At 70.7% G+C, this 14,928-nt stretch carries 8 protein-coding genes and 1 tRNA gene; 6 read left to right on the forward strand and 3 right to left on the reverse strand.

Features of this window, described 5'->3' with window-relative positions; genetic code table 11:
• The first annotated feature begins 25 nt into the window (after positions 1 to 25).
• On the forward strand, positions 26 to 718 hold the full coding sequence (locus L8951_RS10835) for a nucleotidyltransferase family protein (RefSeq protein ID WP_244383243.1): 693 nt from the start codon (positions 26 to 28) through the stop codon (positions 716 to 718).
• Positions 711 to 3,659 (forward strand): double-strand break repair protein AddB, encoded by a 2,949-nt coding sequence (gene addB / locus L8951_RS10840; RefSeq protein ID WP_244383070.1) that lies wholly within the window; start codon positions 711 to 713, stop codon positions 3,657 to 3,659. The genes L8951_RS10835 and addB overlap by 8 nt, the downstream gene beginning before the upstream one ends.
• 4 nt (positions 3,660 to 3,663) lie before the next feature.
• Here addB and L8951_RS10845 read toward each other — a convergent pair whose 3' ends face one another.
• Entirely contained in the window at positions 3,664 to 3,840 is a 177-nt protein-coding gene (locus L8951_RS10845; RefSeq protein WP_244383071.1) for a hypothetical protein, read from the reverse strand.
• 59 nt (positions 3,841 to 3,899) lie between these two features.
• On the opposite strand from L8951_RS10845, the gene addA reads away from it, so the two are divergent.
• The 4 genes from addA (at position 3,900) to putA (ending at position 13,745) form a co-directional block, all read left to right on the forward strand.
• Entirely contained in the window at positions 3,900 to 7,325 is a 3,426-nt protein-coding gene (gene addA / locus L8951_RS10850) for a double-strand break repair helicase AddA (RefSeq protein ID WP_244383072.1), read from the forward strand.
• Between the two features lie 72 nt (positions 7,326 to 7,397).
• Entirely contained in the window at positions 7,398 to 7,718 is a 321-nt protein-coding gene (gene trxA / locus L8951_RS10855) for a thioredoxin TrxA (protein ID WP_244383073.1), read from the forward strand.
• Between the two features lie 121 nt (positions 7,719 to 7,839).
• On the forward strand, positions 7,840 to 10,593 hold the full coding sequence (secA, locus tag L8951_RS10860) for a preprotein translocase subunit SecA (protein ID WP_244383074.1): 2,754 nt from the start codon (positions 7,840 to 7,842) through the stop codon (positions 10,591 to 10,593).
• Between the two features lie 8 nt (positions 10,594 to 10,601).
• Positions 10,602 to 13,745 (forward strand): bifunctional proline dehydrogenase/L-glutamate gamma-semialdehyde dehydrogenase PutA, encoded by a 3,144-nt coding sequence (putA, locus tag L8951_RS10865; RefSeq protein WP_244383075.1) that lies wholly within the window; start codon positions 10,602 to 10,604, stop codon positions 13,743 to 13,745.
• A gap of 135 nt (positions 13,746 to 13,880) precedes the next feature.
• On the opposite strand, the gene L8951_RS10870 is transcribed toward putA, so the two are convergent.
• Together L8951_RS10870 and L8951_RS10875 are read right to left on the reverse strand one after the other, a co-directional pair.
• Positions 13,881 to 13,955, reverse strand: a tRNA-Asn gene (locus L8951_RS10870).
• A gap of 58 nt (positions 13,956 to 14,013) precedes the next feature.
• Positions 14,014 to 14,796 carry an NAD kinase gene (locus L8951_RS10875; RefSeq protein ID WP_244383076.1) on the reverse strand — a complete coding sequence of 261 codons (783 nt, stop codon included), beginning with the start codon at positions 14,794 to 14,796 and terminating at the stop codon, positions 14,014 to 14,016.
• Positions 14,797 to 14,928: the final 132 nt, after the last annotated feature.

Genomic DNA, 14,928 nt, shown 5'->3' on the forward strand with positions numbered 1-14,928 from the left:
CGCCGCCGCGGTGCCGCGCACCGCGATGGTCATGGCCGCCGGGCTCGGCAAGCGCATGCGCCCGCTCACTGCGACCCGCCCCAAGCCGATGATCGAGCTCGCGGGGCAACCGATGATCGATCATGTGCTCGACCGGCTCGAACAGGCCGGAGTCGAGAAGGTGGTGGTCAACGTCCATTACCTGCCCGACGCGATCGAGGCGCACCTCGCCGCGCGCGAGGGGCTCGAGATCGCCATCTCCGACGAGCGCGAGGCGCTGCTCGAGACCGGCGGCGGGCTGGTCAAGGCGCTGCCGCTGATCGAGGGCGATCCCTTCCTGTCGTGCAACAGCGACAATTTCTGGGTCGACGGGCCGAGCGACACGCTGCGGCTGCTCGCCAGCCAGTGGGACGGCGCGCGGATGGACGCGCTGCTGCTCCTCGTGCCGCATGCGCGCGCCTTCCACCATCGCGGCCGCGGCGACTTCCATCTCGACCGCCATGGCCGGCTCCGGCGACGGCTGCCCAACAAGGTCGCGCCCTATGTCTTCACCGGCATCCAGCTGGTGTCCAAGCGGCTGCTGCGGGACCCGCCCGCGGGCAAGTTCTCGACCAACATCCTGTGGGACCGCGCGATCGCCGAGGGGCGGCTCTACGGCGCGGTCCACCAGGGGCTGTGGTTCGATGTCGGCACCCCGCCCGCCATCCCCGCGACCGAGGCGATCCTGCGCGATGAGTGAGGCGAGCGCGGGGGCGCGCCCGACGGTCTATTCGATCCCGCCGCACCGCAGCTTCGTCGATGCCCTCGTGGTCGGGCTGCTCGACAAGCATGGCCGCGACCCGATGCAGCTGGCGCGCGGGCGCATCCTCGTGCCGACCAATCGCGCCGCGCGCTCGCTGCGCGATGCCTTCGTGCGCGCCGCCGGGGAGTGGTGCCTGCTGCCGCGACTGGTGCCGATCGGCGATCCCGAGCTGGGCGAGCGTCTCGGGCTCGCGCTCGACCCGATCGATGCCGAGCCGCTGCCGCCCGCGATAGCCCCCGACGAGCGGCTGCTCGTCCTCGCCGGGCTGCTGCGGGGCAGCGAGGCGCGCGCCAGCGCGGTCTCGGCGCTGCGCGAGGCGCGCGACCTCGCGCGCGCGCTCGACCAGCTAACGATCGAGGAGAAGAGCCCCGAGGACCTGCGCGCGCTGGCCCCCGAGGCGCGCGAGCTGCAGGCCCACTGGCAGCATCTCTACGACAAGCTGGGGCTGGTGTTCGGCGCCTGGCCCGAGCTGCTGGCCGAGCGCGGCGCGATCGATCTCGCGACCCGCCGCAACCGGCTCCTCGACCGGCTCGCCGCGCGCTGGCGCGAGACCCCGCCCGACGGCTTTACCGTGGCCGCCGGCATCACCACCACCGCGCCCGCGGTCGCGCGCCTGCTCGGTACCATCGCGCGGCTGCCCGCGGGGATGGTCGTGCTGCCCGCGCTGGCGCGCGAGCGCGAGATGCCCGCCCCCGAATGGGACGCGCTGGCCGAGGAGCGCGGCGCCGGGGCCGGGGCCGGGGCGGACGCGGCGGCGGCGCGGCCCTCGGGGACGATGCTCTCCCACCCGCAATATCACCTCCGTCTGCTGCTCGACCGCATGGGGGTCGGCCGCGGCGAGGTGCGCGACTGGCACCGGCGCGGCGATCCCGCCGCGCCCCCAGAGCGCAGCCGCGCCATCGCCCATGCGATGGCCGCGGCCCGCTACACCGACAAGTGGCAGGGGCTCGCGCCGCTCGACCGTCGCTTCGGCGACAAGGTGCGCGCCGCCACCTTCCCCGACCCGGCCGCGGAGGCGGCGGGGATCGCGCTGGCGCTGCGCCGCGCGCTCGAGGAGCCGGGCAAGACCGCCGCGCTCGTCACCCCCGATCGCGCGCTGGCGCGCCGGGTCGGCGCGATCCTCGCCCGCTGGGGCATCGCCGTCGACGACAGCGCGGGCGAACCGCTCGACCAGACCCCGCCCGCCACGCTGCTCCTGCGCCTCCTCGGCGCGATCGAGGAGGACTGGGGGCCGATCGCCACGCTCGCGCTGGCCAAGCACCCGCTGGTCGGTGGCGCGGGGGGCGAGCGCGGCGACTGGTTGCGTCGCGTTCGTCGGCTCGACCGGGCGCTGCGCGGGGCGCGCCCCGGCCCCGGGCTCGACGGGCTCGCGCGGCGGCTCAAGCACGACGCCGACCGCGAGGCCTTCGCCGCGCTGCGCGGCCCCCTCGAGACCGCCGCCACGCTGCTCGCGCCCACGACATCGCTCGCCGAGCTCGCGCGTGCGCTGCACGGTGCGCTCGAGGCGCTGGCCGGCGAGCGGGTGTGGACCGGCGCGGCGGGGCGCGAGCTGTCGAGCCTCATCGAGACGCTCGAGACCTCGCCCGCCGCCGCCGAGTTCGCCGTCCCCGCCGGGGAGCGCCAGGCGCTATGGCGCAGCCTGATGGGCGGGCGCAGCGTGCGCCGCCCCTATGGCGGGCATCCGCGTATCCAGCTCCTCGGGCTCCTAGAGGCCCGGCTGCTGCAGAGCGAGCTGATGATCCTCGGCGGGCTCAACGAGGGCAGCTGGCCCGCCGACAGCGGCACTGACCCCTGGCTCGCGCCGCGGCTGCGCCGGCTGCTCGGGCTGCCCGGGCTCGACAGCCGCATCGGGCTTGCCGCGCACGATTTCATGAGCGCGCTGGGCGCCCCCGATGTGCTCCTGACCCGCGCGCTGCGCGACGCGCGCTCGCCGACCATCGCGTCGCGTTTCTGGCTCCGGCTCGAGGCGCTGAGCGGCGGTCTGCCGCGCGATGCCGAGCTGGAGCAGCTCGCCGGCGCGCTCGATCGCCCCGCCGCGGTCCGCCCCGCGCCGCAACCGCGCCCGGCCCCGCCCGTCGTCGCGCGCCCGCGCACGCTGCCCGTCACCGCGATCGAGCAATTGCGCGCCGATCCCTATGCCTTCTACGCCCGGCGCATCCTCGGGCTGCGCGCGCTCGAACCGCTCGAGAACCCGCGCCTTGCCGCCTGGCAGGGCAACCGCGTGCACGAACTGCTCGAACGCTGGGTCGAGCGCGACGACGCCGATCCCGCGGCGCTCGAACCGCGGCTCGAGGCGTTGCTCGGCAGCGCCGACATCCACCCGATGCTGCGCGCGCTGTGGGGGCCGCGGCTGCGCGAGGGGCTCGACTTCATCCTCGGCGCGATGGCCGCCGACAAGGCTGCCGGCCGCGTGCCGCGCGCGGTCGAGATCGAGGGCCGGGCGCCGCTCCATGGCATCACCCTCCACGGCATCGCCGACCGGCTCGACCGCTGTGCCGACGGCGGGATCGCGATCGTCGACTACAAGACCGGCACGTCCCCCGACCGCAAGGCGGTCGACGCCGAGTTCGCGCTCCAGCTGGGGCTGCTCGGGTTGCTCGCGCGCGAGGGCGGGTTCGGCGGCGAGAAACATCGCCCGGTCGCGCTCGAATATTGGAAGCTGGGCAAGGTGAACGGTCGCTTCGGCCAGCGCATGGCGGTCGGGCAGGACGGGATCGAGGCGTATCTCGCGGCGGTCGACGCGCGGCTGCAGCAGCTCGCGCGCGACTATCTCTTCGGCGAGCAACCCTTCGTCGCCAAGCTCAACCCCGCCTTCGCGCCCTATGGCGACTACGACCAGCTGATGCGACTGGAGGAATGGTATGGCCGTGAAGCCTGATCGCTCAGTCCGCCTTGGGCGCCTTCGCCTTCTTGCGCCGGTTGGCGTAGAGCAGGGCGGCAACGATCGCCGCCGACCCCACCCCGACCGCGACGCCCGCGGTCTTGTAGGCCTTCCGGTTCGACGAGGTCGACGCGGCGCTGGGCGCCGGCGTCGCTTTGCTGGTCTTCTTGTCGGTCATGCGCGCTCCTTAGGCAGCCGCGGCGGCGTTGCAAAGCGCTTCTTGCGCCGAGGCGTGGCATGAGCCCGCTCGATCCCCTGCCGCGGCTCGGCGGCGCGCAGGCCAACGCCTCCGACCCGACCGTCCATGCCGCGCTGTCGGCCTCGGCGGGCACGGGCAAGACGATGGTGCTGACGAGTCGCGTGCTGCGGCTGCTCCTGCGCGGGGTCTCGCCTGGCGCGATCCTCGGTCTCACCTTCACCAAGGCCGCCGCCGCCGAGATGGCCAACCGCATCGGCGCGCGGCTCGCCCGCTGGGTGCGGATGGACGAGCAGCACCTGCGCGCCGACCTCGCCAACCTCGGCGAGCGCACCGACCCCGACACCATCAAGCGGGCGCGCCAGCTGTTCGCGCGGCTGCTCGACACCCCGGGCGGGCTGCGCATCCAGACGATCCACGCCTTCTCGCAATCGCTCCTCGCCAGCTTCCCCGCGGAGGCCGGGATCGCGCCGGGGTTCGAGGCGATCGACGAGCGTGCCGCCGATCGCCTCGTGACCGAGGTGCTCGCCGACCTCGCGAGCGAGGCCGCGGCCGCGGCGCTGCCCGGCGATAAGCGTTTTCTCGCCGACCTCGAGGCGCTCAGCCTACGGCTCGGGCAGGATGGCGCGACCGCCTTTCTCAAGAGCTGCGCGGCCTATCCGCGGGGCTTTGCGCGATTGTCGGAGAAGGGCGCGATCGAGCCGTGGCTGCGCGAGCTGTCGGGGTTGCCGCGCGAGGGCGATGCCGCCGCGATCCTCGGCACCGCGCTCGCGACCATCGACGACCGCCTGTTCGAGCGGCTCATCGCCGCCAATCGCGCCTGGGGATCGGGCAAGAAGGCGACGAGTATCGTCGCCAACCTGTCGGCCTTTCGCGCCGCCGCGCCCGCGCAACGGGTCGAGCTGCTGGCCGGGCTGGGGGCCAATATCGTCAAGGCGGACGGCGAGGTCTGCAAGGTCTACGCCAAGCAGGAAGCGGCGGACCCCGACTATGCGCAGCTGGCGCAGGACTTCGCCGACTGGTGGCTCCCGCTGGTGCGGCTGCCCGACCGGCTCGGCTATCTTGCCGCGCTCGCCGCCGCGCTGCGGGCCGGCGCCCGCTTCGCCGCGCGCTACGGGCAGGTCAAGCAGGCGCGCGGGCTGGCCGATTTCACCGACCTCATCGAGTGGACCCTCGAGCTCCTCGACCAACCCGGGATCGGCGACTGGATCCGCTTCAAGCTCGATGCCCGGATCGACCATGTGCTGATCGACGAGGCGCAGGACACCAACCCCGCGCAATGGCGCATCATCGACGCGATGGTCGAGGAGTTCTTCCACGGCAATGCCGAGACCGAGGAGCGCTTCCGCACCCTCTTCATGGTCGGCGATTTCAAGCAGGCGATCTACAGCTTCCAGGGCTCGGAGCCCGAGCAGTTCATCGCCTCGCGCGACCGCTACCGCCGGCTCGCCGAAGGCGCGCAGGCGGCCGCGCGCGACGAGCGCCCGCGTCGCTTCGAGGACCTGTCGGTGTCGACCAGCTTCCGCTCCGCCCCCGCGGTGCTCGCGCTCGTCGACCGGGTCATCGAGACGGTCGGCCCCGAGGCGATGGGGCTGCCCGCCGCGCCCCCGCGCCACGCCGTCGCCCCGCATCGGGCCGAGCATTTCGGCAGCGTGGAGCTCTGGCCCGCCTTCGATTTCGACGAGGAGGCGGGCGCCGGGTCGGGCGCGGGCGAGCAGGACGCGGGCGAGGAAAACTGGCTCGACCTGCGCGACCGCCATTATGCGCGCACGCTCGCCGAGGAAGTGAAGGCGCTGGTCGACACGGGCACCGCGCCCGGCGACATCCTGATCCTGCTGCGTCGCCGTTCCGAACTGGCCTCGCTGATCGTCGCCCGGCTGTTCGCGGCCGGGGTACCGGTGGCGGGGGTCGACCGCCTCTTCCTCTCGCGCCCGCTGGCGGTGCAGGACCTGCTCGCGGCGATGCGCTTCGCCGCGCAGCCGGGCGATGACCTCAGCCTTGCCTGCCTACTCGTTGGCCCGCTCGTGGGCTGGAGCCAGGAGCAGCTCGAGGCGCTGGCGATCGAGCGCGACACCCCGCGGCTGTGGGACAGCCTGCGACGCCGCGAGGACGCCCCCGCCAAGGCCGCGCGCGCGGTGCTCGACGAGCTCCTCGCGATGGCCGATTTCACCGGCCCCGGGGCGTTTCTCGAGGCGATCCTGTCGGGGCCGATGGACGGGCGCCGCAAGCTCATGGCGCGGCTCGGCCATGACGCGCGCGACCCGATCGAGGAGCTGCTCAACGCCGCGCTCGACTTCGAGCGCAACGACAGTGGGTCGCTCGACCATTTCCTCGCCCGCATCGAGGCCGACGACAGCGAGGTCAAGCGCGAGGCGGGGGGCAAGGGCGCCGAGGTCCGGGTCATGACCGTGCATGGCGCCAAGGGGCTCGAGGCGCCCGTCGTCATCCTCGCCGATGCGACCTGGGACCCCGCGCGCGGCGGCACGCGCCCGACCGTCACGCTGCCGCTCGACGATCTTGGCGAGATGCCGCTGCTGCAGCCCCGCAAGGACGAGCGCGGCCCGCCCTTCGCCGCTGCGCTCGAGGCACTCGAGGCGCGCGAGCGCGAGGAGCATTGGCGGTTGCTCTACGTCGCGCTGACCCGCGCCGAGGAGCGGCTGATCATCGCCGGCCCGCGCCCGCGCAAGCGGCGCAAGGGGGAGGGGCTCGAGCCGCTGCCCGAGGCGTGCTGGCACGTCGCGGTGGCGCGCGCGCTCGCCACCCTCGACAGCGCCCCGCTCGAGCGCGACTGGGCACGCACCGACGGGCTGGTCTACTTTACCGGGCGCCCGCGGCCCCGCCCCGCGCGGGCACTGCCGGGCGCGGGGCGCCAGTGCGAGCTGCCCGAATGGGCCCGCCGCCCGGCGCCCGCCGAGGCGCGCCCGCCGCGCCCGCTCAGCCCCTCGGCGATCGAGGGCGTCGAGGATATCGCCTTTCCCCCGGCCACCCCCGACCAGCGCGATGCGGCGCGCCGCGGCATCCTCATCCATGCGCTGCTCGAACGGCTCCCCGGGGTGCCCGCCGAGGCGCGCGCCGCCACCGCGCAGCGCTGGCTGACGACCAGCCACGGGGTCGCCGCCGCCGAGGCCGAGGCGCTCGCCACCGCCGCGCTCGGGGTGATCGAGGCACCCGAGCATGCGGCGCTGTTCGGCGACAATGCGCTTGCCGAGGCGCCGCTCGCCGCCACGCTGCCCGATGGGCGGGTGATCGCGGGCACCGTCGACCGGCTGCTGGTCGAGCCCGATCGCGTCCTCGTCGTCGATTTCAAGACGGGACGCCGCGTGCCCGAGGATGCGGCCGCCGTGCCCGAGGCCTACCGCCGCCAGATGGCCGCCTATGTCGCCGCGCTCGAAGTCATCTTCCCGGGGCGGCGGATCGAGAGCGCGCTGCTCTATACCGCGGGGCCGCGGCTGCTCGTTCTGCCCTGAGGCCTTCGCCCTTGAGGTAGCGCCCGCGCTGCTCCATATGGGCCGTCAAGTTGCATTGAGGAGAAGGCGCGAATGGCCACCAAAGCTGTCACCGACCAGAGTTTCGAAGCCGACGTGCTCAACGCCGACCAGCCCGTGCTGGTCGACTTTTGGGCCGAATGGTGCGGGCCGTGCCGCATGATCGCCCCGGCGCTCGAGGAGATCAGCGAGGAACTCGGCGACCGGCTGACCATCGCCAAGATCAACATCGACGAAAATCCTGAGACGCCGGGCAAATATGGCGTGCGCGGCATCCCCACCATGCTCCTGTTCAAGAACGGCGAGGCGGTCGCGCAGAAGGTCGGAGCCGCGCCCAAGGGGCAGATCCAGCAGTGGGTCGAAGGCGCGCTCTAGCGCCGCCTCGCTTTCGTTGACGAACGGTCGGGTCGCTCCTACATCGCGATCCGACCGTTTTCTTTATCGGGCGGGGCATTGCGCCCACCTGTCCCAGCCCCAAATTTCGTAGGGAATTTTCATGTTCGCCGGCCTCGCCAAATCGCTCTTCGGCTCGTCCAACGACCGTTATGTCGCCAAGCTTCGCAAGATTGTCGACGTCATCAACGGCCACGAGTCCACCTTTGAGGCGATGAGCGACGAGGAGCTGCAGGGCATGACACAGCAGTTCCGCGACCGTCACGCCGCGGGCGAGAGCCTCGACGACCTGCTGCCCGAGGCCTTCGCGGTGGTGCGCGAGGCGGCCAAGCGCACGCTCGGCCAGCGCCATTATGACGTGCAGATGATCGGCGGCATCGCGCTGCATCGCGGCGAGATCGCCGAGATGCGCACGGGCGAGGGCAAGACGCTCGTCTCCACGCTCGCGGCCTATCTCAACGCGCTGCCGGGCAAGGGCGTCCATGTCGTCACCGTCAACGACTATCTGGCCAAGCGCGATGCCGAGTGGATGGGGCAGCTGCACCAGTTCCTCGGTCTCTCGGTCGGGGTCATCGTCCCCAACATGATGGAGCAGGACCGGCGCAACGCCTACAAGGCCGACATCACCTACGCGACCAACAACGAGCTCGGGTTCGACTATCTGCGCGACAACATGAAGATGAGCCGCGCCCAGATGGTGCAGCGGCCCTTCAACTTCGCCATCGTCGACGAGGTCGATTCGATCCTCATCGACGAGGCGCGCACCCCGCTCATCATCTCGGGGCCCACCGACGACAAGTCCGACCTCTACCTCAAGATCGATGCCATCGTGAAAACGCTGGTCGAGGACGACTACGAGCAGGACGAGAAGCTGCGCAGCGTCGTCCTCACCGAGGACGGCACCGAGAAGATGGAGCGGCTTCTCGAACAGGCCGAGCTGATCGAGGGCACCAACCTCTACGACGTCGCCAACACGCAGGTCGTCCACCACGTCAACCAGGCGCTCAAGGCCAACGTGCTGTTCAAGCGCGACACCGACTATGTCGTGAAGGACGACGAGGTCGTCATCATCGACGAGTTCACCGGGCGCATGATGGACGGGCGCCGCTGGTCCGACGGGCTCCACCAGGCGGTCGAGGCCAAGGAAGGCGTGCCGATCAAGCCCGAGAACCAGACGCTCGCCTCGATCACCTTCCAGAACTATTTCCGCATGTATCCCAAGCTTGCGGGGATGACCGGCACCGCCGCGACCGAAGCGCCCGAATTCCACGACATCTACGGCATGGACGTGGTCACCATCCCGACCAACCTGCCGGTGCAGCGGATCGACGAGGAGGACGAGTTCTACAAGAACATGACCGACAAGTTCGCGGCGATCGCGAAGGAGATCAAGGCGCGGCAGGAAAAGGGGCAGCCCGTCCTCGTCGGCACCGTCTCGATCGAGAAGTCGGAAATGCTCAGCGAGTTCCTCACCAAGGAGGGGATCGAGCACAGCGTCCTCAACGCCCGCTTCCACGAGAAGGAAGCGCATATCGTCGCGCAGGCGGGGCGCATCGGCGCCGTCACCGTGGCCACCAACATGGCCGGCCGCGGCACCGACATCCAGCTCGGCGGCAATGTCGATTTCCGCATCGAGGACGAATTGTCGGGAATGGAGGAGGGCCCCGAAAGGGACGCCGCGATCGAGAAGATCAAGGCCGAGGTCGAGGCCGAGCGGCAGAAGGTGAAGGAGCTCGGCGGGCTGTTCATCCTCGCCACCGAGCGCCACGAGAGCCGCCGCATCGACAACCAGCTGCGCGGGCGCGCCGGGCGGCAGGGCGATCCGGGCATGAGCCGCTTCTACCTCAGCCTCGATGACGACCTGCTGCGCATCTTCGGCCCGCAGGCTGCCTTCGCGCGGCTGATGAACAAGAACCTCCAGGACGGCGAGGCGATCACCCACCCGTGGATCTCCAAGGCGATCGAGACCGCGCAGAAGAAGGTCGAGGCGCGCAACTATGACGTGCGCAAGCAGGTCGTCGAGTTCGACGACGTGATGAACGACCAGCGCAAGGTCATCTACGAGATGCGCGCCGACGTGATGGACGCCGAGACCGTCGGCGACGTCGTCGAGGACATGCGCCACGACACCATCGCCGGGCTCGTCACCCATCACGCCCCGCTCGGCTCCTTCCCCGAACAGTGGGACATCGCCGAGATGAAGGCGAGCTTCGAGGAGATCATGGGGCTCGACCTGCCGCTCGAGCAGTGGGTCGAGGAAGACACCGTCGACCAGGAATTGTGGATCGAGCGGATCGGGCAGATCGCCGACGCCGCCATGGCCGAAAAGCTCAAGGACGTCGATCCCGAGCGCTGGACGCAGGCCGAGAAGCAGATCCTCATTTCCTCGCTCGACACGCACTGGAAGGAGCATCTGGCCACGCTCGATGCGCTGCGCCAGGTGGTGCACCTGCGCTCCTATGCGCAAAAGAAGCCGATCGACGAATATAAGAAGGAAGCCTTCTTCCTGTTCGAACGGCTGATGGTCACGCTGCGCGAAGAGGTCACCAAGACCATCATGCGCGCGCGCATCGCGGTCGAGCCGCCGGTCACGCCGCCCCCGGTGCCGCACGTTCCCGACTTCATCACCAGCCATTTCGACCCGTTGTCGGGCGACGACAATAGCGCCGACGTCGATGCTGCCACCGGCGCCATCATGTCGAGCCTGCCGCCGCGCCAGAGCCCGCGGCCCGCGGCGCCGCAGGCGGTGATGGACGCCAAGCCGGAGGGCGAATTCACCCCTCCCGCGAGCCGCAATTCGCCATGCCCCTGCGGCTCGGGCCGCAAGTACAAGCATTGTCACGGGGCGCTTTCCTAAGGACCTTTATGAACGCCATCGACCGCTCCGCTCTGCGTGCTGCCTATCGCGCCGAGGAAAATGCCATTGTCTCGGAGCGGATCGAACAGGCCCGCCTGAGCCCGGCGCAGGCCGACGAGGCCGAGGCCACCGCCGCGACGCTGATCCGCGCGATGCGCGAGCACAAGGCGCAGGGCATCGACGCCTTCATGCAAGCCTATGACCTCGGCTCGGACGAGGGCATCGCGCTGATGTGCCTCGCCGAGGCGCTGCTGCGCATCCCCGACGCCGAGACCATCGACGACCTCATCCACGACAAGCTGGCCGGTCCCGACTGGGCCGAGAAGCTGGGGCAGTCGCGCTCGACCTTCGTCAACGCCGCGACCTTCTCGCTGCTGATGACGGGCAAGGTGCTCGAGGAAGCCAATGACGATGCGCGCAACTGGCGCGCCGCGCTCGGCCGCGCGGTGGGCCGCCTCGGCGAACCCGTAATCCGCACCGCGGTCGGGCAGGCGATGAAGATCCTCGGCAAGCAGTTCGTCTTCGGGCGCACCATCGAGGAGGCGCTGCGCCGCGCCCGGCCCGAGATCCAGCGCGGGTTGAGCCACAGCTTCGACATGCTCGGCGAAGCGGCCATGACCCACGCCGACGCCGCGCGCTACGCCCGTGCCTATGGCGAGGCGATCGACCGCCTCGGCGCCGAGGGCAGGGCGGCCAGCTTCCACGGCGCGCCCGGCATCTCGGTCAAGCTTTCCGCGCTGCATCCGCGCTACGAATGGAGCCACGCCGAGGAGGCGAAGGCCGCGATCGTGCCGGTGCTTGCCGACCTCGCGCGCAAGGCGGCCGCCGCCAACGTCCATCTCACGGTCGACGCCGAAGAAGCCGACCGGCTCGAACTCAGCCTCGACATCATCGAGGCGATCGCTGCCGACGACCGCCTCTTCGCCGAGGGCTGGGAGGGCTTCGGGATGGCGATCCAGGCCTATCAGAAACGCGGGCTGCACGTGTGCGACTGGGCGATCCGGCTGGCGCAGACCTATCGCCGCAAGCTGTTCGTGCGGCTCGTCAAGGGCGCCTATTGGGACACCGAGATCAAGGCCGCGCAGGTCGCCGGGCTCGAGGACTATCCGGTCTTCACCCGCAAGCTGGGCACCGACGTCTCCTACCTCGCCTGCGCGCGCAAGCTGCTCTCGGCGCCGGGCACGATCTTCCCCGCCTTCGCCACCCACAACGCCAACACCATCGCCGCGATCAAGGCGCTCGCGGGCCCGCGCCCGGGCAAGCCGGGGTTCGAATTCCAGCGGCTCCACGGGATGGGCGATGAGCTCTATACCGAGCTGCACGCGCTCGAGGACGGGCTCGGCGAAGAGCATAGCCCGGTGCGCATCTACGCCCCCGTCGGCAGCCACAAGGAACTGCTCGCCTATCTCGTCCGCCGCCTCCTCGAGAACGGCGCCAACTCCTCGTTCGTCAACCGCATCGCCGACGAGCGCGTCAGCGTAGAGGATCTCGTGCGCGACCCCGTCGCGCTGATGGACAGCCTCGAGCCCAAGCGCAATCCGGCGATCCCGCTGCCCGACCAGATCTTCGGGCTCGGGCGCAAGAACAGCGCGGGAGTCGACCTGTCCGACCCGCTGGTGCGCGAACCGCTGATGGAGCGGCTCGACCAGCTCAGCGCGCAAAGCTACGAGGCGATCCCGACCGAACGCTCGAAGGACGAGCACCCGGTGCGCCGCATCACCAGCCCGCACGACGATCGCATCGAGATCGGCATCGTCCACGAGGCGACCGAGGGCGCGATCGACCGCGCGATGCACGAGGCCGCCGCCGCGCAGCCGGCGTGGGACCAGCTCGGCGGCGAGAAGCGCGCCGACCTGCTCGACCGCACCGCCGACCTGTTCGAGCAGCATGCCGAGACCTTCTTCAGCCTGTGCATCCGCGAAGCTGGCAAGACGCTGCCCGATGCCATCCTCGAGGTGCGCGAGGCGGTCGATTTCCTGCGCTATTACGCCGCCGAGGCGCGCCAGAAGTTCAGCCACCCGATCCCGCTTCCCGGGCCCACTGGCGAACTCAACGAACTGCGGCTGCACGGGCGCGGGGTGTGGACCTGCATCAGCCCGTGGAATTTCCCGCTCGCCATCTTCACCGGCCCGGTCGCCGCCGCGCTCGCTGCGGGCAATGCGGTAATGGCCAAACCTGCCGAACAGACCCCGCTGATCGCCGATTTCGCCATCGACCTGATGCACCAGGCGGGGATCCCGCGCGCCATCGCCCAGTTCATGCCGGGCGACGGCAAGGTGGGGGCCGCGCTGGTCGCGCATCCGCTCACCGCGGGGGTCGCCTTCACCGGCTCGACCGAGACCGCGCGGATCATCAACCGCACCATCGCCGACCGGCAGGACGGGCCGATCGTCCCGCTGATCGCCGAGACGGGCGGGCAGAATGCGATGATCGTCGATAGCAGCGCGCTGCCCGAACAGGTCACCCGCGACGTCGTCGCATCCTCCTTCCAGTCGGCGGGGCAGCGCTGCTCGGCGCTGCGCGTGCTCTACATCCAGGACGATGTCGCCGACGGCATGATCGAGATGATCGCGGGCGCGCTCGAAGCGCAGCAGATCGGCGACCCGCGCCTGCTCACCACCGACGTCGGCCCGGTGATCGACGCGCAGGCGCGCCAGGCGCTGCGCCGCCACCTCGACTGGCTCGACCATCACGCCAAGTGCATCGTGCGCCGCGAGATCCCCGAGGAACTCGACGCCTACGGCTATTACGTCAGCCCGAGCATCTACGAGATCGAGCATCTCTCGCAGCTCCAGGGCGAGAATTTCGGCCCCATCCTGCACATCATCCGCTGGAAGGCGGGCGAACTCGACAAGGTGGTCGAGGCGATCAACTCGACCGGCTACGGGCTCACGCTCGGGCTCCAGAGCCGGATCGACCTCAACCGCCGCTATGTCGAGAAGCACGCGCGCGTCGGCAACCTCTACGTCAACCGCAACCAGATCGGCGCGGTGGTGGAATCGCAGCCCTTTGGCGGCGAGGGGCTGAGCGGCACCGGCCCCAAGGCGGGCGGCCCGCACTATGTCGAGCGGTTCGCGACCGAACGCGTGACCTGCGTCGACACCACCGCGGCGGGCGGCAACGCCAGCCTGATGGCGAGCCTCGAGGGCTAGGCGGGACCGTCGCGGGGCGGCAGTAGGGGGGCGGGAGGCGCTCGCGTCCCCCCGAGCCCGCCTTCGCCGGGCCCTGAAACGCCTTGGGGCGCGATCCGAAGATCACGCCCCAAGCGGTTGCCGTAGCAGGAAAAATGGCTCCCCGAGTTGGATTCGAACCAACGGCCGTTCGATTAACAGTCGAATGCTCTACCGCTGAGCTATCGGGGAGCAGCCCGAAGGCAGTGACGGCGCGTATAGCGCAGCCGCCCGGTGATGCAACCCCCTTTTAGCCGGTTTCGAACTGCTCCAGCGCGATGCGCTCATCGAGCGCGTGGTCGGGGTCGAACAGGAGCGTCATCGGCCGCTTGCGGTCGAGCGACACCGTCACCTCGGTGACGTCGCGCACCTCGAATTGGTCGGCCACCGCCGAGACCGGTCGATCCTCGGGATCGATCACCCGAAAGGTCACCGCCGTGTCCTCGGGCAGGATCGCTCCGGGCCAGCGGCGTGGGCGGAACGGGCTGATCGGGGTGAGCGCGAGCATGTTCGCCGACAGGGGCAGGATCGGCCCGCCCGCCGACAGGTTGTAGGCGGTCGAGCCCGCCGGGGTCGCCACCATCACCCCGTCGCACACCAGTTCGTCGATCGCCGGGCGCCCCGCGACCTCGATCGCGATCTTGGCGGTGCGCCCGGTCTCGCGCAGGAGGCTGATCTCGTTGATCGCGGGGCGGGTGATGACCTGCCCCTCGAGCGTGCGCGCCGCCATCATCAGCGGCAGAATGTCGATCGGCTTGGCCGCCGCGATCCGCGCCGCGAGGTCGTTCTCGCGCCACTCGTTCATCAGGAAGCCGTGGGTGCCGCGGTTCATCCCGAATACCGGGCGCGCGGGGATCTCGCCCTCGAGCATCTGGTGGAGCGTGCGCAGCATGAAGCCGTCGCCCCCGAGCGCGAGCACCGTGTCCGCTTCGGCGAGCGGGACGAAATCGAATCGCCGCCGCAACGTCTCGCCCGCCGCCGCCGCGCTGGCGCGACGCGACACGGCCAGGCCGATCCGGGGGTGCTCGCTCATCGACAGGAATCCCTCATTTGCGTGGGTCTTGCCCAAGGCATAGAAGAGGTGGGGGGTTTAGGCTACTGTCTCATTGAGGGGCAGGGGGCCAATGCCCCGTTGCGGCGATGGTTAAAGCCGGCTGGAGAGGGG

The sequence above is a fragment of the Sphingomicrobium astaxanthinifaciens genome (genome assembly GCF_022865105.1).
GTDB classification, from domain to species: Bacteria; Pseudomonadota; Alphaproteobacteria; order Sphingomonadales; family Sphingomonadaceae; genus Sphingomicrobium; species Sphingomicrobium astaxanthinifaciens.